This is a genomic window from Cedecea sp. P7760 (assembly GCF_013386425.1).
Lineage (GTDB): Bacteria > Pseudomonadota > Gammaproteobacteria > Enterobacterales > Enterobacteriaceae > Cedecea > Cedecea selenatireducens.
Genome location: NZ_JACARU010000057.1, coordinates 1 through 24,017 on the forward strand (window position 1 = coordinate 1; position 24,017 = coordinate 24,017).

General features: G+C 55.3%; 16 protein-coding genes. 6 read left to right on the forward strand and 10 right to left on the reverse strand.

Annotation, left to right across the window (positions count from 1 at the left end):
* The first annotated feature begins 223 nt into the window (after positions 1-223).
* From focA to pflA, 3 genes are all read left to right on the forward strand, one after another.
* Positions 224-1,081, forward strand: coding sequence for a formate transporter FocA (gene focA / locus HX778_RS18670; RefSeq protein WP_038474043.1), 858 nt, complete (start codon positions 224-226; stop codon positions 1,079-1,081).
* A gap of 51 nt (positions 1,082-1,132) precedes the next feature.
* Positions 1,133-3,415 carry a formate C-acetyltransferase gene (gene pflB, locus HX778_RS18675; protein WP_038474046.1) on the forward strand — a complete coding sequence of 761 codons (2,283 nt, stop codon included), beginning with the start codon at positions 1,133-1,135 and terminating at the stop codon, positions 3,413-3,415.
* 193 nt (positions 3,416-3,608) lie between these two features.
* Positions 3,609-4,349: a pyruvate formate lyase 1-activating protein gene (gene pflA / locus HX778_RS18680; RefSeq protein WP_038474049.1), complete on the forward strand. Its 741-nt coding sequence runs from the start codon at positions 3,609-3,611 to the stop codon at positions 4,347-4,349.
* A 36-nt stretch (positions 4,350-4,385) separates the two neighbouring features.
* On the opposite strand, the gene HX778_RS18685 is transcribed toward pflA, so the two are convergent.
* The 10 genes from HX778_RS18685 to lrp form a co-directional block, all read right to left on the reverse strand.
* A complete protein-coding gene (locus HX778_RS18685; protein ID WP_176982752.1) occupies positions 4,386-5,267 on the reverse strand; it encodes a LysR family transcriptional regulator in 882 nt (293 codons plus the stop codon).
* Between the two features lie 92 nt (positions 5,268-5,359).
* The gene (locus HX778_RS18690; RefSeq protein ID WP_038474055.1) at positions 5,360-6,508 is read right to left on the reverse strand and encodes an MFS transporter; all 1,149 of its coding nucleotides are present in this window, start codon (positions 6,506-6,508) and stop codon (positions 5,360-5,362) included.
* A 296-nt stretch (positions 6,509-6,804) separates the two neighbouring features.
* On the reverse strand, positions 6,805-7,665 hold the full coding sequence (locus tag HX778_RS18695; RefSeq protein WP_176982753.1) for a dimethyl sulfoxide reductase anchor subunit family protein: 861 nt from the start codon (positions 7,663-7,665) through the stop codon (positions 6,805-6,807).
* A gap of 1 nt (position 7,666) precedes the next feature.
* Entirely contained in the window at positions 7,667-8,284 is a 618-nt protein-coding gene (locus HX778_RS18700; RefSeq protein WP_176982754.1) for a DMSO/selenate family reductase complex B subunit, read from the reverse strand.
* Positions 8,285-8,294: 10 nt separating this feature from the next.
* Positions 8,295-10,736, reverse strand: a complete 2,442-nt coding sequence (gene dmsA, locus HX778_RS18705; protein ID WP_176982755.1) for a dimethylsulfoxide reductase subunit A — start codon at positions 10,734-10,736, stop codon at positions 8,295-8,297.
* A gap of 345 nt (positions 10,737-11,081) precedes the next feature.
* Complete coding sequence (serS, locus tag HX778_RS18710; protein WP_038474067.1) at positions 11,082-12,374, reverse strand: serine--tRNA ligase; 1,293 nt, start codon at positions 12,372-12,374, stop codon at positions 11,082-11,084.
* A 95-nt stretch (positions 12,375-12,469) separates the two neighbouring features.
* Entirely contained in the window at positions 12,470-13,813 is a 1,344-nt protein-coding gene (locus HX778_RS18715) for a replication-associated recombination protein A (protein ID WP_176982756.1), read from the reverse strand.
* 8 nt (positions 13,814-13,821) lie between these two features.
* Entirely contained in the window at positions 13,822-14,433 is a 612-nt protein-coding gene (gene lolA / locus HX778_RS18720; RefSeq protein ID WP_038474073.1) for an outer membrane lipoprotein chaperone LolA, read from the reverse strand.
* 176 nt (positions 14,434-14,609) lie between these two features.
* Positions 14,610-18,323, reverse strand: coding sequence for a DNA translocase FtsK 4TM domain-containing protein (locus HX778_RS18725; protein WP_176982757.1), 3,714 nt, complete (start codon positions 18,321-18,323; stop codon positions 14,610-14,612).
* Positions 18,324-18,444: 121 nt separating this feature from the next.
* Complete coding sequence (gene lrp, locus HX778_RS18730; RefSeq protein WP_000228469.1) at positions 18,445-18,939, reverse strand: leucine-responsive transcriptional regulator Lrp; 495 nt, start codon at positions 18,937-18,939, stop codon at positions 18,445-18,447.
* Positions 18,940-19,431: 492 nt separating this feature from the next.
* Between lrp and trxB the strand changes: the two genes are divergently transcribed.
* The 3 genes from trxB to cydC all read left to right on the forward strand — a co-directional run bounded on the left by trxB (position 19,432) and on the right by cydC (position 24,001).
* Positions 19,432-20,400 carry a thioredoxin-disulfide reductase gene (gene trxB, locus HX778_RS18735; protein WP_038474084.1) on the forward strand — a complete coding sequence of 323 codons (969 nt, stop codon included), beginning with the start codon at positions 19,432-19,434 and terminating at the stop codon, positions 20,398-20,400.
* Positions 20,401-20,513: 113 nt separating this feature from the next.
* Complete coding sequence (cydD, locus tag HX778_RS18740; RefSeq protein ID WP_176982758.1) at positions 20,514-22,280, forward strand: cysteine/glutathione ABC transporter permease/ATP-binding protein CydD; 1,767 nt, start codon at positions 20,514-20,516, stop codon at positions 22,278-22,280.
* Positions 22,280-24,001, forward strand: a complete 1,722-nt coding sequence (gene cydC / locus HX778_RS18745) for a cysteine/glutathione ABC transporter ATP-binding protein/permease CydC (protein WP_176982759.1) — start codon at positions 22,280-22,282, stop codon at positions 23,999-24,001. The genes cydD and cydC overlap by 1 nt, the downstream gene beginning before the upstream one ends.
* Positions 24,002-24,017: the final 16 nt, after the last annotated feature.

Below are 24,017 nucleotides of genomic sequence, written 5' to 3' on the forward strand. Positions count from 1 at the left end.
CATTGTAATTAACCATTTTTGTGCGAGGAACGGGCTGGATTAAATTTTATCTATAAATATTAAAATTTATTTTTTCATGTATAATCAATTAGTTATGCTGAAAAACAGATAAAGACCTGCTTTTTCAGTGCCTATTAGCTTGGCGAGATATGATCCACATCAATTTTTACTCTATAATGCTTTGTTAGTATCTCCTCGCCGAATTAAATAAGAGAGAGTTAGTGTGAAAGCTGACAACCCTTTTGATCTAGTACTCCCGCCAGCGATGGCAAAAATTGCCGAAGATGCTGGCGTCTATAAAGCAACAAAACAGCCGCTAACGACCTTTTACTTAGCGATTACCGCAGGCGTCTTCATTTCGATTGCCTTCGTGTTCTACATCACCGCCACAACGGGCACATCCACTATCCCCTTCGGGATTGCCAAACTGATTGGCGGCACATGCTTCTCACTGGGTTTAATTCTTTGCGTTATCTGCGGTGCAGACCTCTTTACCTCCACCGTGCTGATCGTCGTAGCCAAAGCCAGCGGCCGCATCACCTGGTGCCAGCTGCTGCGTAACTGGGCTAATGTTTATATTGGTAACCTGGTCGGAGCCCTGCTCTTTGTGCTTCTTATCTGGCTGTCCGGCATGTATATGACAGCCAACGGCGCCTGGGGCCTTAACGTCCTGCAGACCGCTGACCATAAAATGCATCACACGTTTGTTGAGGCCGTCTGCCTCGGCATTCTGGCGAACCTGATGGTGTGTCTCGCCGTCTGGATGAGCTACTCCGGCCGCAGCCTGATGGACAAGATGTTTGCTATGATCCTTCCGGTTGCCATGTTTGTTGCCTGCGGCTTTGAGCACAGCATCGCAAACATGTTCATGATCCCGATGGCTATCGTGGTTCGTGACTTTGCCAGCCCGGAATTCTGGACCGCCGTAGGGTCCTCTCCGGAAAGTTTCTCGCATCTGACCGTGCTGAACTTCATTACCGATAACCTGATTCCAGTCACCATCGGAAACATTATCGGAGGAGGTTTACTGGTTGGGTTGACATACTGGGTAATTTATCTGCGCGGTGGCGATAAACACTAAGTTTAGCCAACACGTAGGTTTAAGAACTCCACATTAGAAGGTAGGTGTTACATGTCCGAGCTTAATGAAAAGTTAGCCACAGCCTGGGAAGGTTTTGCTAAAGGCGAATGGCAGAATGAAGTCAACGTGCGTGACTTTATTCAGAAAAACTACACCCCGTATGAGGGTGATGAGTCCTTCCTGGCAGGTGCTACCGACGCAACTACCACTCTGTGGGACAAAGTGATGGAAGGCGTCAAACTGGAAAACCGCACTCACGCGCCAGTTGACTTCGATACCGACCTCGCTTCCACCATCACTTCTCATGATGCGGGCTACATCAACAAGTCCCTCGAAACCATCGTGGGTCTGCAGACCGATGCTCCTCTGAAACGTGCCATCATTCCGTTCGGCGGCATCAAAATGGTCGAAGGTTCTTGCAAAGTATACGGTCGTGAACTCGACCCAATGCTGAAAAAGATCTTCACTGAATACCGCAAAACTCACAACCAGGGCGTGTTTGACGTTTACACCAAAGACATCCTGAACTGCCGTAAGTCCGGTGTTATTACCGGTCTGCCAGATGCGTATGGCCGTGGCCGTATCATCGGTGACTACCGTCGCGTTGCGCTGTACGGTATCGACTACCTGATGAAAGACAAGTTCGCTCAGTTCAACTCACTGCAGACCAAACTGGAAAACGGTGAAGACCTGGAAGCGACTATTCGTCTGCGTGAAGAAATCTCCGAACAGCACCGTGCGCTGGGTCAGATCAAAGAGATGGCCGCTAAATATGGCTGCGATATCTCCGGTCCTGCTACCAACGCACAGGAAGCAATTCAGTGGACTTACTTCGGCTACCTGGCTGCGGTTAAATCTCAGAACGGCGCTGCAATGTCCTTCGGTCGCGTATCCACCTTCCTGGATGCCTATATCGAACGCGACATCAAAGCAGGCAAAATCAACGAGCAAGACGCTCAGGAAATGATTGACCACTTGGTCATGAAACTGCGTATGGTTCGCTTCCTGCGTACCCCAGAATACGATGAGCTGTTCTCCGGTGACCCAATCTGGGCAACAGAATCTATCGGCGGTATGGGCGTTGATGGCCGTACTCTGGTGACCAAAAACAGCTTCCGCTTCCTGAACACCCTGTACACCATGGGGCCGTCTCCGGAGCCAAACATCACCATTCTGTGGTCTGAAAAACTGCCACTGAACTTCAAAAAATACGCGGCTAAAGTTTCCATCGATACCTCTTCTCTGCAGTACGAGAATGACGATCTGATGCGCCCTGACTTCAACAACGATGACTACGCTATCGCTTGCTGCGTAAGCCCAATGATCGTTGGTAAGCAAATGCAGTTCTTCGGTGCTCGTGCAAACCTGGCGAAAACCATGCTGTATGCAATCAACGGCGGCGTTGATGAAAAACTGAAAATGCAGGTTGGTCCTAAAGAAGCGCCAATCACCGCAGACGTTCTGGACTACGACAACGTGTTGGATCGTCTGGATCACTTCATGGACTGGCTGGCTAAACAGTACGTTACCGCGCTGAACATCATTCACTACATGCATGATAAATACAGCTACGAAGCGTCCCTGATGGCTCTGCACGACCGTGACGTTGTTCGCACCATGGCTTGTGGTATCGCGGGTCTGTCCGTTGCAGCTGACTCCCTGTCTGCAATCAAATACGCGAAAGTTAAACCAATTCGTGACGAAGACGGTCTGGCTATCGACTTCGAAATCGAAGGTGAATATCCACAGTTCGGTAACAACGATCCTCGCGTAGATGACATCGCCGTTGACCTGGTAGAACGTTTCATGAAGAAAATTCAGAAACTGACCACCTACCGTGGCGCTATCGCGACTCAGTCTGTTCTGACCATCACCTCTAACGTGGTTTATGGTAAGAAAACCGGTAACACCCCAGACGGTCGTCGCGCAGGTACTCCGTTCGGTCCAGGCGCTAACCCAATGCACGGCCGTGACCAGAAAGGTGCTGTTGCCTCTCTGACCTCCGTGGCTAAACTGCCGTTTGCCTACGCGAAAGATGGTATCTCCTATACCTTCTCCATCGTGCCAAACGCGCTGGGTAAAGACGATGACGTGCGTAAAACCAACCTTGCAGGCCTGATGGACGGTTACTTCCACCACGAAGCGAACATCGAAGGTGGTCAGCACCTGAACGTGAACGTCATGAACCGTGAAATGCTGCTGGACGCGATGGAAAACCCTGAGAAATATCCTCAGCTGACCATTCGTGTATCCGGTTACGCAGTCCGCTTCAACTCGCTGACCAAAGAACAGCAGCAGGACGTTATTACCCGTACCTTCACTCAGTCCATCTAATTCCTTGTTAGACTGAAGAAGCGTAATATATAAAGGCTCCACTCTTGTGGGGCCTTTTTACTCACCTCTCTGCCCCCAGCCTGCTTTGCCAGCTATCTATACTTGGGTATCTGCCAAAACAGACTTAACACAGCCGGCTTGAGCTGTGCACGACACAGGTCCTGGATGGGCCACACCTGGAGAGATCACCGCAATGTCAGCAATCGGACGAATTCACTCTTTTGAATCCTGTGGTACCGTAGACGGTCCCGGTATCCGCTTTATCACCTTCTTCCAGGGCTGCCTGATGCGCTGCCTTTACTGCCACAACCGCGACACCTGGGATACCCACGGCGGCAAAGAAGTGACGGTAGAAGAGCTGATGAAAGAAGTTGTCACCTATCGCCACTTTATGAACGCTTCCGGCGGCGGCGTCACCGCGTCCGGCGGTGAGGCTATCCTGCAGGCCGAGTTCGTGCGTGACTGGTTCCGCGCCTGCCATAAAGAAGGTATTCATACCTGCCTGGACACCAACGGCTTTGTTCGTCGCTACGATCCGGTGATTGATGAGCTGCTGGAGGTTACCGACCTGGTGATGCTCGATCTCAAACAAATGAACGACGAAATCCACCAAAACCTGGTGGGCGTTTCAAATCACCGCACGCTCGAGTTTGCCCGGTATCTGTCGAAAAAAGACATTAAAGTGTGGATCCGCTACGTGGTCGTGCCGGGCTGGTCTGATGACGACGACTCCGCGCATCGCCTTGGGGAATTTACCCGCGATATGGGCAACGTTGAGAAAATCGAGCTGCTGCCGTACCACGAGCTTGGCAAACATAAATGGGTTGCCATGGGCGAAGAGTACAAGCTGGACGGCGTCCATCCGCCGAAGAAAGAAACCATGGATCGGGTCAAAGGCATTCTGGAGCAGTACGGTCATAAAGTAATGTACTAGCCCCACTACGTGCTCCCGTTGAAGGGGGCACGGTCATTACGCTTCCTGCCAGGCGGCATCTATCGCCGCCATGACCTTCTCAAGCTGAGATTGCGCAATATGCCCGGGTTTCCAAAGCGCCACCACCGGGTGCAGCAACCCTCTATCTCCAACTTCCGTATCCAGTCGCTCAATGCCCGGCCAGTTTTCTACCCTAAAGTGCCGCGGTAAAAACGCCCAGCCTTCTCCGGCACACAGTCGCTTTTCCAGCAGAGAAAGTTCGTTGACGCGTATTACCCGATCGGCAATTTGAATGCGCTGTGCCAGTGAATCAGGAAGCTCGCGATAAGGCATCAGCTGCGTGCTGGCGGCAAGACGTAGGAGTGAGACCGGTTTGGTTTTAAAGAAGCCTGTTTTCGCCCATGCCGCCAATGCCAGGCTGCCCACCGCTCGCCACTGGAGCCTGTCGTTCACCGAGCGATTTAGCGCCTGGTAAATGCCGATATGCGCCCTGCCCTGATCCAGCCAGCTTTCGGCCTCCGGGCGTTCACTCATCAGCAGATCGAGCGTTATCTGTTCGGCCGCAAGCTTCTCCACCAGCCGCAGTAAGAAATCTCTTGGCGTGAAAGGGTCATAGCATAGCGTCAGGCGGGTCTCTATCTGGCCCGGCATCTGCCGCGCGGCCTCTGAGAAAGCCTGAGCCTCATGAAGAAATAACCGGGCCTGTCGGTACAATAGCTTGCCGGGTTCGGTTAAGGTCAAAGGACGGGTAGAACGATCGAACAGCGTATAGCCGAGGTCAATTTCGAGATAATCCAGCAGCTGGCTGACCGTGGTCCGGTCTTTATTGAGCTTTTTAGCCGCTTTGGTGAGGGTGCCGCATTCGCAAACGCAGGCAAAGGCTTCAATTTGGGCCAGCGTAAAGTTAACCGTATTCATCGTTCCCCCTTATATTAACGGGGCATTTTCCCATACAAAAACGCGTATTCCGAGTCAGGAATACGCGTCAGGGAAACAATAAAAAATCAGGATCAGGCGTGAGCCACCGGCGTAGGATGCTGACCGGCTTTGCGCAGCAGCATCATCAGGTACACAAACGACACCGCGGCCATCATGATAAACAGCACGTTGTCCGAGTAATTCTGCATCAGCAGCGCGGTGATAGTTGGCCCAATCAGGCTGCCGATGGTGTAGCTCAGCAGCAGAGCCTGGTTCATCGCCACCAGCTGATGGCGTTCAATTCTTTCGCAGGCCCAGGCCATCGCAACCGGGTAAAGCGTGAAGCCAAACGCGCCCAGGACGAACAGCGCCGGCCCCATTGCGGCATTGCTGAGCATCGCCAGGCAGCCGAGGATCACCACAAAGACCTGAACGCGCAGCACCAGCAGGCGACCGTATTTATCCGCCAGACGCCCCATCGGCCACTGGCCAACGATGCCCGCGCTTATCATCAGCGCCATCCAGAAGCCGATGCCTGCATCGCTTACGCCCTGATGGTTAAGGTAAAGCGGCATCAGGCCGTACAGCGAGCCGAGGACAATGCCGGACATGATGCAGCCGTTCACGCCCAGACGAGCCTGACGCAGGCGCAGCATCGGCCAGACCGGCGAGTTATCACGATGTTCATCGCCGTCGCTCACGATATGAGTAAACAGCAGCGGCAGGATAGCAGCCAGCACCAGCGCGGTAGCCCACGGCAGCACGTTCATCAGCTCGGTGGAGAGTTTGCTGACCATCAGCTGACCGACGACCATCCCGATGTAATAGACGGTCATATAAGCGGCCAACAGGCGGCCGCGGTTGCGTGAGGTGCCGCTGCACATCAGCGCGCTTTCAACCACCACCCAAATCATGGCGCAGCCGACGCCGGCAACAAACCGCCAGACCATCCAGCTCCAGAAGCCCACCATCAGCCCGAGGCCAATACAGCCCACCGCAAAGATAACGGAGGCCAGATAGTAGCTGCGGTTAAACCCGTAACGCTTAATCACCCACCCGGTAATCAACGTGCCCACCAGGTTACCGGTGAAGTACGCAGAGCCCACCATCCCGACCTGCCAGGTAGGAAGGTTATCGTGAGCCAGCCAAAGCGGGACGAGCGTGTTTAAAACCGCCATCGCCAGAGTCAGCAGCAGTAGCCCGCAAAGCAGCAGCAATACGGGGCGGGTATAGATGGTCATGGGTGTCGAGCCGTGAGGAAGTGAACAAATTTGTGCGCATCATGCCACCGGCAAATGGATTGTCAATCCAGCAATAATGGGGGGTGAGAGGGGTTATGGCGGGAACGATTTGAAAAACTTATCCTGCGAATAAGTGACCGGGGTCACGTAAATTGTATCTCCCTGTTTTTGATGCGATATAGCGAAAAGCAGGCCAAAATGAGCAATGAAAAATTTCATGGATATTCAGGTGAGATTTTCTTATCTGAAAGCATGAAAAAGCGCGCCCGTAGACGCGCTTATAACTCAATGAAATGTTAACTCGCGATCGCCATACCAACCGTCATATGCAGCCCGTAGAAGACGCCCCGACCAATGAGTTCACCGGCAAGCACAAACACCATTGCCAGCGTCAGCAGACCAACGCCCGGACGATATCCTTTCAGCTGCGGCGCAATCCAGCAGACCAGCGCGAGGACCAGCAGAACCATCCGCCACGCCATCAGCGAGCCGTACTCCGGCACCAGCGCAGAAGCCTGCTGAATGGAGCTGTGCAGCGTTGCCAGCTCCATGCCCTGCATCAGCACAACAATCATGCTGACTACCAGCGCCAGCAGCGTGATGACCGGCAGAATACGCATCCCCCAGCCGCTAACGCCTGCCGCACGCAGCAGCAGGTAGCCAAGCAGCGGGCCGCCGATAAACATCGTCAGGAAGAAGTTCATCGGCGTCCAGACGCTAAACCAGGTCGGTACCGTATCGATTAAATACACCCGGCTCATCATCCAGACAAATACCACGCCCAGAATCATAGTCACCACGACCCAGGCTTTGCCGAGCGCCTGGGGCATTTTGCCGAGTACGGTCAACAGCCACCAGAAACCGCCCACGGCAAAGAATACCGAGCCGCTGGCAATTTCATTACTCAATGCCGAACTGCCGAGGCGATTCAGGGAGTTGAAGGCGCGCAGCGGTGAACCGAGGTGCAGTATAGAGGCGATGAAACCGACGCCCATCAGGATCCAGAGCACAACCATCATCAGCTCGGCGCGCCTGCGGGTCGCCCTGTCGTTCACGCCGTAAAGCAATGCCAGCGCCATAACGATAAACCCGCCCGCAACGCACTGGCCCAGTACCGTAAAGACCATCAGCGGCCATTCATGCCATCCGTTTCCCATCTCACACCTCCTTCGGGTTGGCCAGATAACCGCTGGTATCCCCACTTGGGCGGCTGTTGGCGTTAGGTTTAATCACGATGTTAGGTTTTGTGAAGTGCGATGCTGGCAGCGGGGCAATAGCGGCCTGAGTACCGTACTTTTTGCGTAACTCGTCGATAGGTGCTAAATCCAGCGCACGCAGCGGGCAGGACTCTACGCAGATCGGCTTTTTCCCCTCGGCAACACGCTCGTAGCAGCCGTCGCACTTGGTCATGTGGCCTTTCTCTTCGTTGTACTGAGGCGCGCCGTACGGACACGCCATATGGCAGTAGCGGCAGCCGATACACACGTCTTCGTTCACCACCACAAAGCCATCGTCGCGCTTATGCATCGCGCCGCTCGGGCAGACCTTAGTACAGGCCGGATCTTCACAGTGGTTACAAGAGATAGAAAGATAGTAGGCGAAGACATCCTGGTGGAATACGCCGTTATCCTCCTGCCAGTTGCCGCCCGCATATTCATAAATGCGGCGATAGCTCACGTCCGGAGTCAGGTTCTTAAAATCCTTGCACGCCAGTTCACAGGTTTTGCAGCCGGTGCAGCGGCTGGAGTCGATATAAAAGCCATATTGGGTTGTCATTTACTGCTCCTTACGCCTTTTCAACCTGGACCAGGTTACTGTGGGATGGATTGCCTTTTGCCAGCGGTGACGGGCGCTGAGTGGTCAGCACGTTGATGCTGCCCGCGCGGTCTACCTTGTTGGCATCCGGGCTATACCAGGCTCCTTCCCCTAAGGCGACAACGCCAGGAATGATGCGTGGCGTAACTTTGGCGTTAATGCGTACTTCCCCACGGTCGTTGAAAATACGGACTTCATCACCATTGGCGATGCCGCGCTGTTTTGCATCAAGCGGGTTGATCCACATCTCCTGACGACAGGCGGCCTTCAACACGTCAACGTTGCCGTAGGTTGAGTGAGTACGGGCCTTATAGTGGAAGCCCGTCATCTGCAGCGGCCATTTCTCCGCCAGCGGATCGCCAACGTTCTCGAAGCCGGCGCTATAGACCGGCAGCGGATCGATAACGTCGCCTTCAGGTAGTTCCCATGTGGCGGCAATCTCAGCCAGCTGCGCGGAGTAGATTTCAATCTTGCCGGACGGCGTGGTTAACGGATTCGCCTGCGGATTTTCACGGAAGGCTTTGTAGGCCACGTGGTGCCCTTCCGGGTCACGTTTTTTGAACATTCCCTGCTGGCGGAACTCGTCAAAACTCGGCAACTCAGGGATCGCTTTCTGGGACTGAGCGTAAAGGTGACGCATCCAGCCTTCCTGAGTTCGCCCTTCGGTAAACGCAGGCTCCACGCCCATGCGCTTCGCAAGTTCGGTGGTCATCTCATAGATGGTTTTGCATTCAAACCGAGGCTTGATGGCCTGCTCAGCGAAGATAACGTAAGACATGTTGCCGCAGGAGGCATCAAGGCAGAAATCCATCTGCTCGGAAGCCGTGCAGTCCGGGAGCAGAATATCGGCGTATTTCGCAGAGGAAGTCATGTGGTTGTCGATAACCACAATCATCTCGCACTTCTTGTCATCCTGCAGAATGTCGTGGGTGCGGTTGATCTGGGAATGCTGGTTAATCAGGCAGTTACCGGCATAGTTCCAGACCATTTTGATAGGCACATCTAACTTATCTTTGCCGCGTACGCCGTCACGTGTGGCCGTCATTTCGGCCCCGCGATCGATAGCGTCAGTCCACATAAACATTGAGATGCTGGTCTGAACAGGGTTTTCCAGCGTTGGCATACGAACGAACGGCAAACTATAGGAACCTTCGCGCGCCCCGCTGTTACCGCCGTGAATACCGACGTTACCGGTCAGGATAGAAAGCATGGCGATTGCGCGGGAAACCAGCTCGCCGTTGGAGTGACGCTGCGGCCCCCAGCCCTGGCTGATAAAGGCCGGTTTCGCGCTGCCGATTTCACGGGCGAGTTTGATAATGCGATCGACCGGTATTCCGGTTATCTGCGAGGCCCATTCAGGTGTTTTAGCTACGCCATCAACGCCCTGACCGAGTATGTAAGCCTTATAGTGCCCATTGTGCGGTGCACCCGCTGGCAGCGTTTTGTCATCGTAGCCTACGCAGTATTTATCCAGGAAAGCCTGGTCGACGAGGTCTTCATTTATCATCACCCACGCCAGCGCGGAGATCAGCGCCGCATCGGTACCTGGGCGAATAGGGATCCACTCATCTTCGCGCCCCGCGCCGGTATCGGTATAGCGCGGGTCGATAATAATCATTCGTGCGTTGGATTTCTGGCGAGCCTGCTCGAGATAATAGGTTACCCCGCCGCCGCTCATACGAGTTTCGCCGGGGTTGTTACCAAACAACACCACCAGCTTGCTGTTTTCGATATCAGACGGACTGTTGCCGTCCGCCCAGCCGCCGTAGGTGTAGTTCAGGCCCGCGGCGATCTGCGCCGTGGAATAGTCACCATAGTGGTTAAGATAACCGCCGCAGCAGTTCATCAGGCGCGCAATCAGCGTGGAGCCCGGTGGCCAGGAGCGCGTCATGGTCCCGCCCAGCGTGCCCGTGCCGTAGTTCAGGTAGATAGCTTCGTTGCCATACTCTTTGATGATGCCTTTCATGCTATTGGCAATGGTGTCGAATGCTTCATCCCAGCTGATGCGTTCAAACTTACCTTCTCCGCGAGCACCTACGCGCTTCATCGGATATTTGAGGCGGTCAGCATTGTAGACACGGCGGCGCATTGAACGGCCACGCAGGCAGGCACGAACCTGATGTAAACCTTCGTAGTCATCATCACCGGTGTTATCGGTTTCAACGTATTTAATTTCGCCGTCCACCACATGCATACGCAGCGGGCAGCGGCTGCCGCAGTTCACCGTACAGGCGCTCCAGACCACTTTCTCATCGCCACCGGGGTTTACGGCGGGCTCGGCAAAGGCGAATCTGGAAAAGGGAAGCGAGAAGGCGCTAGTTGCAGCAGCTAAACCACCGATTGCCGTGGTTTGGACCAGCTTACGACGGCTGACCTCTGCCGCGAGGATCGCGTTAGGGGTTTTATCAGTCATAGTGACCTACTTGTTTTGCTCACAGTTAAAATAAGCTGACAGCGGCAACGCGGGCTGAGAGCCCACATGCCGCTGCGCAGTTAAAGTTGAAAGGGGTGTCCGGTTAATATTTGTTGGAGGATTGACCTGGCCGCGTCACGCCTTGTGAAGCACGGTCGTCAAATGATGATTAGCAGAAAGTTTTAATTGAACTATCATCACCCGCTTTCCGGGGAGCAATAATACTTATTTGGGAGTAGGGGTTATTGTCTGGTATCAAGAAAGGCGGTGTTGGCGGAAAGGGCCTGGCTTTCGGCATAAAAAAAGCGCCCTAAGGCGCTTTTCTGGTTGGTTACAAACGGTTGATTAACCGATGTATTCCAGATCATTCATGTACGGACGCAGCGCTTCCGGCACCTGAATACGGCCATCGGCCTGCTGGTAGTTTTCCAGCACCGCGACCAGGGTACGGCCAACCGCCAGACCGGAACCGTTCAGGGTGTGTACCAGGCGAGTTTTCTTGTCTGCCTTATTACGGCAGCGTGCCTGTAAACGACGCGCCTGGAAATCCCACATGTTTGAGCAGGAAGAGATTTCACGGTAGGTATTCTGCGCGGGCAACCAGACTTCCAGATCGTAGGTTTTAGCCGAACCGAAACCGATATCACCGCTGCACAGCAGCACCTTACGGTATGGCAGACCCAGCAGCTGAAGCACTTTCTCCGCGTGGCCGGTCAACTCTTCCAGCGCGTCCATTGAGTCTTCCGGGCGAACGATCTGCACCATCTCAACTTTATCGAACTGGTGCTGACGGATCAGACCCCGGGTATCGCGACCATAAGAACCCGCTTCAGAACGGAAGCACGGCGTATGCGCGGTAAGCTTCAGTGGAAGCGATTCATCGTCGAGAATTTCGTCGCGGACCAGGTTAGTCAGCGGCACTTCTGCGGTTGGGATCAGCGCATAGTTGCTGCTGTCAGCTTCTTCTTCCAGCGGACGGGTATGGAACAGGTCTCCGCCAAACTTCGGCAGCTGGCCAGTACCGTACAGGGTGTCCTGATTAACCAGATACGGTACATAGTTTTCCATGTAGCCGTGCTGCTCGGTGTGCAGATCCAGCATGAACTGGGTCAGGGCACGGTGCATACGAGCAATCTGCCCCTGCATCACCACAAAACGAGAACCGGTCAGTTTAACCGCAGCGGCGAAGTCGAGGCCTTTTGCCATTTCGCCCAGGGTTACGTGGTCGCGAACTTCAAAATCAAACTTGCGCGGTTCGCCCCAGCGGCTAATTTCAACGTTTTCGCTGTCGTCTTTGCCCATCGGCACGCAGTCGTCAGGAATGTTTGGCAGGGTCAGCGAGATATCGCGAATTTCCGCCAGCAGAGAATCAAGCTCGTTTTTCGCTGCATCCAGCTCTTCGCCCAGCTGGTTAACCTGCAGGCGCAGCGGCTCAATGTCTTCTCCGCGCGCTTTCGCCTGGCCGATGGATTTCGATCGCGAGTTACGTTCAGCCTGCAGATTTTCCGTTTTGACCTGCAGTACTTTACGACGCTCTTCCAGAGAGCGCAGCGTTTCTACATCCAGCTTAAAGCCTCGGCGTGCCAGTTTTTCAGCGACTGCGTCTGGCTCTGTACGCAGCAGATTGGGATCGAGCATGCTTATCCTGTGCTTATCGAATTGAATTTAAAGGGAGTGCGGCCACAGCCTGCGGCCGCTTTGGTAGTCTTGCTAACCTTACCGCAACGTCTGCATTAGCGGTAGCGTTTTGTGGGGCTTTTCTGATCCTGATCGGTAAGCCAGGCTAGCTTTTCGCCAATCTTACCTTCCAGGCCTCTGCTGGTCGGCCGATAGTAGCGCGTTTGTGCCATTTCAGGCGGGAAGTACTCTTCCCCGGCAGCATAGGCGTTCGGCTCATCGTGAGCGTAACGGTATTCCTGGCCATACCCCATTTCTTTCATCAGCTTCGTAGGGGCATTGCGCAGATGAACGGGAACGTCATAATCAGGGCGCTCACGCGCATCCGCCATTGCGGCCTTGAATGCGGTGTAAACTGCGTTACTTTTCGGCGCGCAGGCCAGATAAACAATTGCCTGGGCAATCGCTCTCTCCCCTTCCGCAGGCCCTACGCGAGTGAAACAATCCCAGGCGCTAATCGCCACCTGCATACCTCTTGGGTCGGCATTACCCACGTCTTCCGAAGCGATGGCCAGCAAACGCCGGGCAACGTAAAGCGGGTCGCCGCCTGCGCTAATAATGCGGGCGTACCAGTAAAGGGCGGCGTCAGGCGAGGAGCCACGAATAGATTTATGCACCGCCGAAATAAGGTCATAAAAACGGTCGCCTTTATTATCAAAGCGAGCGCTGCGTTCGCCGGCAATCTCGGTCAGCAACTGAGTCTGTAAAACACGATTGCCGCTGGGGTCTGTCTCGGCCATGTCCGCCATCATTTCCAGCGTATTCAGCGCCCGACGCGCATCGCCGTTCACCAGTTCAGCAATGGCTTTTCGCGTCTCGTCCGGCAGCACAATATTTTGCCCGCCGTAGCCCCGCTCTTTATCGCTCATCGCCTGCTCGAGCACCTGCTCGATGTCCGCTACGGTGAGCGATTTCAGCAGATAAACACGGGCACGGGAAAGAAGCGCCGAGTTCAGCTCAAACGAAGGGTTTTCGGTCGTCGCGCCAATAAAGGTGATGGTGCCGTCTTCAATGTGCGGCAGAAAAGCATCCTGCTGGCTTTTATTGAAGCGGTGAACTTCGTCCACAAACAGGATGGTACGCCGCCCGGCATTGCGGTTTTGCCGCGCTCGCTCGATGGCTTCGCGGATCTCTTTCACGCCAGAGGTTACCGCTGAAATACGCTCGACGTCCGCGTTTGCATAGCGGGCAATCACTTCGGCTAAGGTGGTTTTACCGGTTCCCGGCGGCCCCCAGAGGATCATGGAATGCAGATGGCCTGCTTCAATGGCCCTGGGCAGCGGTTTTCCGGCAGCCAGCAGATGCTGCTGCCCGATATACTGGGCCAGGTTTTCTGGCCGCATACGCGCGGCCAGCGGCTGGAAGGTATTATCTGAAAAATCGAGCGACAGGTTGCCCACTCAAGCCTCTATTTACGTTGGTCGTCCACCGTAACGCCTTTTGGCGGGGTGAACGTAAACTTACCGGCATCCACAGCACCGTTTTGCTGAGCCTTCAAAGTATAGCTGCTGCGCTGGTCGTCCTGCTCCACCGCGCTGAACTGATGAATTGTGCCGTCGCGGCCCACGTTAATGGTGAACTGTTTCAGGTTGCCCGAGCTGCTTTTTGGCGTTAGCACAAAATCATCGCCGTTCTGTTTGATGTTGTACTGCTTCCAGTCGCTGGACTGGTTGCGGGCAATCAGCATAAACGGCGTATTGCCGGTGGCATCTTTCAGCCAGGTTGCCGTGACCTGCTCGACAAACGGGTTGTAGAACCACAGGGTTTTGCCGTCGGACACCAGGATGCTTTCATCAGGCTGGGTCATGTGCCAGTTAAACAGGTTTGGACGTTTAACCCACAGGTCGCCCTGGCCTTCCTGCACCGCAGCCCCGCTGCCATCGGTGACTTTCTGGGTGAAGCTGGCATGGAAGCTACCGACTTTATCGAGACGACCCTGCAGATCGCCCGCAGCGTCAGCCCAGGCTCCGGTTGCGGTCATCGCGGATAATAGCGCACAGGCAATTACGATTTTTTTCATTATGTTCCCTCTGGATGCATTGACCACCTGACGATGGCGCTTCTGCTGCTCACTGTAGTGAAGTCTTTGCCTACCGCAACAGAAGAATAAGCTGATTTTCCGGTAATTTACCCATCTTTGCAAAAAGAGCCGCGTGTGCGGCTCTTATTCACTCAGTGGGTTCGCACTCAGCCGAATTACTCAAACTGAGGCGGAGCAAGAACTTCGCGGTTACCGTTGTGCCCCTGTGGACTCACGATCCCCTGCGCTTCCATTTGCTCAACGATCCTCGCCGCACGGTTGTAGCCAATGCGGAACTGGCGCTGTACGCCGGAGATGGATGCTTTACGTTTCTCAACCACGAAAGCGACTGCCTGATCGAACAGCGGATCCAGCTCTTCATCGCCGTCCATACCACCGCCGCTGCCGTCGCCGCTGCCTTCATCCTCGGTAATACCGGTAATGTATTGCGGGCGACCACGCGCTTTCCAGTCCTGAACCACCGCATGAACTTCTTCATCGCGGACAAAGGCACCGTGTACACGAATCGGCGTCGTAGAGTTTGGCGCAGAGTAAAGCATATCCCCCATGCCCAGCAGGGATTCCGCGCCGCCCTGGTCAAGGATGGTGCGTGAGTCAATTTTGCTCGACACCGTAAACGCGATACGGGTTGGAATGTTGGCTTTGATAAGGCCGGTAATGACGTCAACCGATGGGCGCTGGGTTGCCAGAACGAGGTGAATACCGGCCGCACGTGCTTTTTGTGCCAGACGGGCAATCAGCTCTTCAACCTTTTTACCAACCGTCATCATCAGGTCGGCAAACTCGTCCACCAGCACCACGATATAGGGCAGTTTTTCCAGCATTGGATGGGTTGCATCCATGCTGTCGCCAGGTTTCCAGAACGGATCGGGAATAGGACGCCCCATACGCCCGGCTTCCAGCACACGCTCGTTGTAGCCAGCCAGGTTACGCACGCCAAGCGCGGACATCAGCTTATAGCGGCGCTCCATCTCGTTCACGCTCCAGCGCAGGGCATTCGCGGCATCCTTCATGTCTGTAACCACTTCGGTCAGCAGATGCGGGATCCCTTCGTACACCGACAGCTCAAGCATTTTCGGATCGATCATGATGAAGCGAACTTCTTCCGGCGTCGCTTTGTACAGCATGCTGATGATCATGGCGTTCACGCCAACCGACTTACCGGAACCGGTCGTACCCGCCACCAGCAGGTGAGGCATCTTCGCCAGATCTGCGACCACCGGCTCACCGCCGATGTCTTTCCCCAGAACCACGGTCAACGGAGAGCCGTTGTCGCGGAATTTAGCGCAGTCGAGCACTTCACGCAGGTAAACGGTCTGACGTTTTTTGTTCGGCAGTTCAAGGCCAACGTACGGTTTGCCCGGAATAACCTCAACCACACGCACGGCAACGGTCGACAGCGAGCGCGCCAGGTCACGGGAAAGGTTCGAAATACGCGCAGCCTTCACGCCCGGAGCCAAATCCAGCTCGAAACGTGTGATGACCGGACCCGGAGAATAATCCACCACGTCGGCTTTAATGCGGTAATCCGCCAGACGGGCTTCCACCAGACGAGCCATCTGCTCCATCGCAAAGGTATCTACCGGCTCAACTTCAGTTGGAGGTGAAGTCAGCAGATCCAGTGACGGCAGCGGCGTAGTGGGTTTCTGAAGCGGGCGATCGTCGCCGTTACGCATCAGGAACGGGTGGATCAGGCTCTCTTTTGGCTCAGGTGCGGCAGGCTGATGCTGCGTCGCCTGAGCATACTGGGCTGGCTGAGCAACCGGCTGGCTGTGTTGAACCGGCTGAGATACAGGCTCAAAGCTCGGTGTGAACAGCGGCTCGCTCGGCGTATCGTCCACCAGCTCTTTCAGCGATGACTGGAAATCAAAATCATCCAGTGAGAACGGAGCGTTATTTTGCTGTGGCTGCTCGCTGTAGCGCTGCTGTTGCTGCGCAGCGAACTGACGCGCAAGTTCAGCTTCTTCCGCTTCCGCCCGATCTTCTTCAGACCAGGTTTCGTCTTCGAACTCTTCGCCATAGCGCTGCTGCTGCTGGGCCGCAAACTGGCGGGCCAGCTCGTGCTGCTGCAGCGCATCGTTTTCATCGCCATAATCGTCGTCGGACTGCTGGCTCTCCGCCAGTCGGGCCTGCTCTTCGGCCATGCGCTGGGAAGGCAGTTTTATCCCATAAGACGCCAGCTCACGGCGAGTCGGGACACGTACCCGGTTCGGACGCGGCAGTTGAGGACCAATGCCTTCTTTTACCTGAGGACGCGGAGCATCGCTGGCAATGCTGAATACCGGTGAAAATGCCGCCGCTCCAGCCGCAATTTTTGCCGCCTGCTGCACGCCCGATGCAGTTTGGGTCACGTCCGGCACCGGCATTTCAGGCGCCGTTAACGGGGCTGAAACTGGCGCTGGGGTCGGGATCGTTGGCTGAACAGGCTCAGGCACCGCAGGTGTTGCTGGCGCATAGTTATAAGGATCGGGCTTCGGCTCATTAACGGGCTGATACCAGGCCGCAAGCTGCTCACGTTCACGGGCGCGCTTCTCTTCCACTTCTTCAAAGTGGTACATCGGCGGGCGAACGTATTTCACCTCTTCTACCGGCTCTGGCGCCGGCTGTGGCTCTGCGAATGGCTGAGCCGCAGGCGCAACAGGTTCAGCCCAGCTTTGATGGATCTCATGCGGAACTTGCTGCTGTACGCTTGCTGGATGCGGAGAAGTGTAATGATCCGGAGCAGGAGCAATAACCGGCTCTGGCGTGACCGTTGTCGGCGCTGGTTCCCATGCAATCGCGGGAGCAGCGGGCTCGGCCTCAACGACAGGAGCCGGTGTGGATACCGGAGGCATTGGCGCAACCGGCGGCACAGGTGCTGCCCACGACTGGTTAGCGGTCGTTGCCGCAGCGGCCGCAGCAATCGGCTCAACGGCAGAATGCCCGCTGAACAGCGGATCGTATTCTTGCTCTTCCGGCAGCGTCGCTTTGTGCCCGGAGAACAGCACATCGTTCGGGTCGGCCTCTACGCCACGCGCGCTGAACAGGACGTCGTCTTCTGCATCGTCCATCCGCTTGCCGGAGAACAACGCTGCATCCGTTTTGCGGCCGTTAGGGTTAGCAAACTTCTGCGACAGACGCTGCTTACGTGCAAGCGCCCCGCGTAAAATACGCGCCCGACGGGATTCACGCTTCTCGGTAGAAACGTGCTGCTGTTCGTCTGCATGGTGCTCTTCTTCGTACTCGTCCTCATCCTGCCAGGTGTTATCCCGACGGGTGCGATTGCTGGCAAACGTAAGAACGGTTAACACCGCGCTGCCGAGCTTCTCGGCAATGCTGACCCAGGACCAGCCGGTGAACAGCGTCAGACCAGCCGCCCATACGCAAAGCAGCGCAATTGTGCCGCCGCTGCTGTTAAGTAACGGCATCATAGCGGTACTGAGCAAACTGCCCAGCACGCCGCCCGAGGCGAAGTACCAGATATCGTCCGCATTGATGGCCGCCAGCCCGCACGAGGTCAGCACCATAGCAAGCACGCCGATAAGGCGCAGCGAAACGGCAAAATAATCGATGAACTCTTCACTGTCGCGCTGCCGCCAGGTGAACCAGCAGCCACCGATGATGATCACCGGAATGGTGTACGCCATCACGCCGAAAATGAAGAACAACGTATCGGCAAACCACGCTCCCGGCGCGCCACCCAGATTATGGATAGGCTCATGCCACGCGGTTTGAGACCAGCTAGGGTCTGAGGGGTTAAAGCTTAACAAGGCAACCATCAAATAGATGGCAAATAAGGCGACAAGGATCAGCAAAGCCTCGAGTAAACGGCGCCCGCTGCTCAGTTTCCGCAATGTTACTTCTTTATCTTCGGTATATTCCTGGCTCAAGAAAGGCTCTCCAGGTCCTTAAACTCAATGGAGACAACAGCACCGGCGGCATGCCGGAGCTGTTGCTGTATGGATTCCCAGGAGTGTAACCAAAATACGCCAATTTTGCACCTGGCCCGTATTAACGGGTCTTAATGACCAAACGGTTACTCTGTTTGACCTCTTCCATGACAACATAAGTACGGGTGTCGTTAACGCCCGGCAGACGCAGCAGGGTCTCACCTAAGAGTTTACGATACGCCGACATATCCGGCACGCGTGTTTTCAACAGGTAGTCGAAATCACCGGATACGAGATGACACTCTTGAATTTCTTCAAGTTTTTGCACTGCGGCGTTAAATTGCTCAAACACATCCGGGGCGCCACGATTCAGAGTAATCTCAACAAAGACCAACAGTGAGGCATCCAGATAATGCGGGTTTAACAGCGCCGTATAGCCCTGAATAAAACCCTGACGTTCCAGACGACGAACGCGCTCAAGGCACGGCGTCGGCGAAAGCCCAACACGCTTGGAAAGCTCAACGTTAGAAATGCGCCCATCCTTTTGCAATTCGTTGAGAATATTGCGATCGATACGGTCGAGATCTTTGCCCGGGCGCTTCTTGCTATCTACCATTATTATTGTCTCTCTCTATTCCTTCCTTCACCTGCCATAACCCTGGTGACGTCAATGTTCAGGGTGTACGTGAGAAGACCGATGCCTTTCGGCTGCTATCGACATCACGCATAACGTCTGTCCACGTCATGCGTAAATTTCAATAACTCGGTAAATTTGCATCAGGTTTGCGCGAGAGCACGCGGCTTCCACATCACCAAATGTTTTTCTTCCTCGAATGTTTTCGCAAATGCTTAGGGGATTGTCAAAGCAAAACATCTATTTTTAGTGGAACGTGCCAGATATTCCTTTTGGCTGATGATTATTCATCATTTTCGCCCCGTGATTACCGTGCTATTACAATGATTATTTATGCACATGACGGTGATATTCATTGGGCTTATAGGCAGCATCGATGACACACATCGTTAACAACATTGCTGCACTCTTTTTTTAATGCAACGAATTCCCTACAATCACCCCCATTGTCTGTAAACGTTCAATGAGGATCTCATGGGCACAGCTAAACACAGTAAGCTGCTTATTCTTGGCTCCGGCCCTGCGGGCTATACCGCAGCGGTCTACGCTGCACGCGCCAACTTAAAACCGGTACTGATTACCGGCATGGAAAAAGGCGGTCAGCTGACCACCACGACCGAAGTCGAAAACTGGCCTGGCGATCCTAACGACCTGACCGGTCCGTTACTGATGGAACGCATGCACGAGCATGCGGCCAAGTTCGAAACCGAAATTCTCTTCGACCACATCACCAGCGTCGATCTGCAGAACCGTCCGTTCCGCCTGGTGGGCGACAGCGGCGAATACACCTGCGACGCGCTGATTATTGCGACCGGCGCCTCTGCACGTTATCTGGGCCTGCCTTCCGAAGAAGCATTCAAAGGCCGCGGCGTTTCAGCCTGTGCCACCTGCGATGGCTTCTTTTACCGCAACCAGAAAGTCGCGGTCATCGGCGGCGGGAATACCGCAGTCGAAGAAGCGCTGTATCTGGCGAACATCGCCTCTGAAGTGCATCTGATCCACCGCCGCGACAGCTTCCGCGCGGAGAAGATCCTGATTAATCGTCTGATGGATAAAGTACAGAACGGCAACATCGTGCTGCACACCCACCGCACGCTGGAAGAAGTGACCGGCGATCAGATGGGCGTCAGCGGCCTTCGCCTCCGTGATACGCAAAATACCGACATTATCGAAGAGCTGGAAGTTGCAGGCTTATTTGTGGCTATCGGCCACAGTCCGAATACCGCGATTTTCAACGGCCAGCTGGAGCTGGAAAACGGCTACATCAAGGTGCAGTCTGGTATTCACGGCAACGCAACCCAAACCAGCATCCCTGGCGTCTTTGCCGCTGGCGACGTGATGGATCATATCTATCGTCAGGCCATTACCTCCGCGGGTACCGGCTGTATGGCCGCGCTGGACGCCGAGCGCTATCTCGACGGCCTGGCCGAACAGTGTAAATAAATTAAAGATGTTAAAAAAGGCGGCCTTGCTGGTCGCCTTTCTTGTTTCTGCCATGTAACATTGCCTGTCAAAATTGCCTGAGATTTCCTTCTTCTACCAGCATCTGGCACGCGATGAATAAAACCCGTCAGCAAGAACTTAGCCTCTGGCTAAAGCAGCAAAGTCTCATCTCTCGCCGTTGGCTCGGCCTGTCACGCCTGCTCGGTTTGGTCAGTGGTTTACTGATTGTTGCCCAGGCCTGGCTGCTGGCCAGCATTCTCCAGCACATGATTATGGAAAATATTCCGCGTGAAGCGCTGCTCATGCCGTTTATTTTGCTGGTCCTGGTGTTTGTTTTACGCGCCTGGATCGTCTGGCTGAGAGAAAAGGTCGGTTTTTATGCCGGACTTCATATCCGCCAGGAAATTCGCCGCAAGGTACTCGACAGGCTACACCAGGCCGGCCCAGCCTGGATTCAGGGTAAGCCAGTTGGCAGTTGGGCGACGCTGGTCCTCGAACAAATTGAAGACATGCATGACTATTACGCGCGCTACCTGCCCCAGATGTCGCTGGCGGTTATGGTCCCCCTGCTGATTATCGTCGCCATCTTCCCCATCAACTGGGCAGCGGCGCTCATTTTGCTGGGCACCGCGCCGCTTATCCCGATCTTTATGGCGCTGGTAGGCATGGGCGCAGCCGATGCTAACCGCCGTAATTTCCAGGCGCTGGCGCGCCTCAGCGGGCACTTCCTCGATCGCCTTCGCGGAATGGAAACGCTCCGCGTATTTAACCGCGGCGCTGCGGAAACCGAAAACATTCGTGCCGCTAGTCAGGACTTCCGCCAGCGCACCATGGAAGTGCTGCGCATGGCATTTCTTTCTTCCGGCGTGCTGGAGTTCTTCGCTTCTTTATCTATCGCCGTGGTTGCCGTCTATTTCGGTTTCTCTTACCTTGGCGAGCTGAATTTTGGCCACTACGGCACCGGCGTAACGCTGTTTGCCGGCTTCCTGGCGCTTATTCTTGCTCCCGAATTCTTCCAGCCGCTGCGTGATATGGGCACCTTCTATCACGCCAAAGCCCAGGCCGTGGGCGCGGCAGATACCCTGATGACCTTCCTCGACTCGCCGCTGCAGCACCCCGAACAGGGAACGGTGCAGCTATCCGGCAACGGGCCTTTTGCTATCGAAGCTCGCGAAATGACAATTCTGTCTGCCGAGGGGAAAGTGCTGGCCGGGCCGCTTAACTTTACGCTTCCTGCCGGGCTGCGCGTGGCGCTGGTCGGCCAAAGCGGCGCGGGCAAAAGCTCCCTGCTGAATGTCCTTTCCGGGTTCCTCCCCTACCAGGGCCAGCTGCTTATCAACGGCGTCGAGCTGGCGCAGCTCTCACCAGACTGGTGGCGTGCGCAGCTTAGCTGGGTGGGACAGAACCCTCAGCTACCGGCCGCTACACTTCGGGATAACGTGCTACTGGGCTTGCCTGAGGCGGACGATACCAGCCTGCAGGCGGCGCTGGATAAAGCGTCGGTGACGGAGTTTCTGCCGCTGCTGCCTGAAGGCATCGATACCTCACCTGGCGACCAGTCCACGCGTTTGTCCATGGGCCAGGCACAGCGAGTGGCCGTTGCCAGAGCACTGCTCGCGCCTTGCGGAGTTTTGCTGCTGGATGAACCCGCGGCAAGCCTGGATGCTCATAGCGAACAGCGCGTTATGGAAGCGCTTACCGAGGCATCCCGCCAGCAAACTACCCTGATGGTCACTCACCAGCTGGATTACATCAGCGACTGGGACCAAATATGGGTGATGCGTAACGGGCAGATTGTTCAGCAAGGAAGTTTTGCTCAGCTTTCCGCGGAAGATGGCCCCTTTGCGGTATTACTGGCCAGCCGTCAGGAGGAGATTTAATGCGCGCCCTGTTGCCTTATCTGGCACTCTATCGTCGCCATAAGTGGTTACTGTCTTTAGGCGTTGTGCTAGCCATCATCACGCTGCTCGCCAGCATTGGCCTGTTGACGCTCTCAGGCTGGTTCCTTTCGGCGTCTGCCGTAGTTGGCGTTGCCGGGCTCTACAGCTTTAACTACATGCTGCCTGCCGCAGGCGTTCGCGGCGCGGCGATTACCCGCACCGCAGGCCGTTATTTCGAGCGTCTGGTTAGCCATGATGCCACCTTCCGCGTGCTGCAGCATTTACGTGTTTCTACCTTCAGCAAGCTGCTGCCGCTCTCCCCTGCCGGGCTGGCCCGCTTCCGTCAAGGTGAACTGTTAAACCGGGTCGTTGCGGACGTCGATACGCTAGATCACCTCTACTTGCGGGTTATTTCACCGCTCGTCGGCGCTTTTGTCGTTATCGTGGTGGTGACTTTTGGCCTGAGTTTTCTCGATACCACCCTGGCGTTAACCCTGGGCGGAATTTTACTCGCGACGCTGCTCCTGCTGCCGCCACTGTTTTATCGCGCCGGGCAGCCAACCGGTGAAGCTCTGACCGTCCAGCGCGGGCACTATCGTCAGCAATTGACCGCCTGGCTGCAAAGCCACGCAGAGTTAACCATTTTCGGCGCAGCAACCCGCGCGCGTGAACAGTTAGACGCTACAGAAAATAGCTGGCAGGAGGCTCAGCGCCGCCAGGCCGGGCTAACGGCGCTGTCACAGGCCGTCATGCTGCTTATCAGCGGCATTGCCGTCCTGACTATGCTGTGGATGGCGTCGGCGGGCGTCGGTGAAAGCCAGTCTCCCGGCGCGCTGATTGCCCTGTTTGTGTTTTGTGCGCTGGCAGCCTTCGAGGCAATGGCTCCGGTTACCGGCGCATTCCAACATCTCGGTCAGGTTATTGCCTCTGCGCTACGGGTAACGCAAATCACCAGCCAGGTTCCGGAAGTTACCTTCCCTGAAGCTTCGCACCCCGAGCAACAGCAGGCTGCTCTGGAAGTTCGTGGCGTAAGCTTTACCTATCCAGGGCAAAGTCAGCCGGCGCTGAAAGATATCGCTTTGTCCGTCAACGCCGGGCAACGCATTGCTATTCTCGGCAAAACCGGCTGCGGAAAATCTACGCTGCTGCAATTACTTACTCGCGCATGGGATGCCCGGCAGGGTGAGATTCAGCTTAACGGCATCGCGTTAAGCTCGTTTGATGAAGCTACGCTGCGCAGGGCAACCAGCGTCGTACCGCAGCGTGTGCACCTGTTCAGCGCCACCCTGCGCGATAATCTGCTGCTGGCAGCCCCTGAGGCAAGCGATGAGCAGCTTAGCACCGCCCTCGGCCAGGTTGGTCTGGAGAAACTGCTGGACGACGGCGGACTCAACGGCTGGCTGGGTGAAGGCGGCCGTCAGCTGTCCGGCGGTGAGCTCCGCCGCCTTGCGATTGCGAGAGCGATGTTGCACAACGCCCCTCTCATGCTGCTGGACGAACCTACCGAAGGTTTGGATGCAGAAACCGAGCGTCAAATTCTTGATTTATTAGCCGAAGTCACCAGGAATAAAACCGTGCTAATGGTCACCCACCGGCTGCGGGGGTTGAACGCTTTTGACAGCATAATTGTGATGGACAATGGGCAGATAATTGAGCAAGGTAATCACGCCGAATTGATGGCGTCCGGTGGACGTTATTATCAATTTCGCCAGCGCCTTTAGGCGTTCTGAATAGACT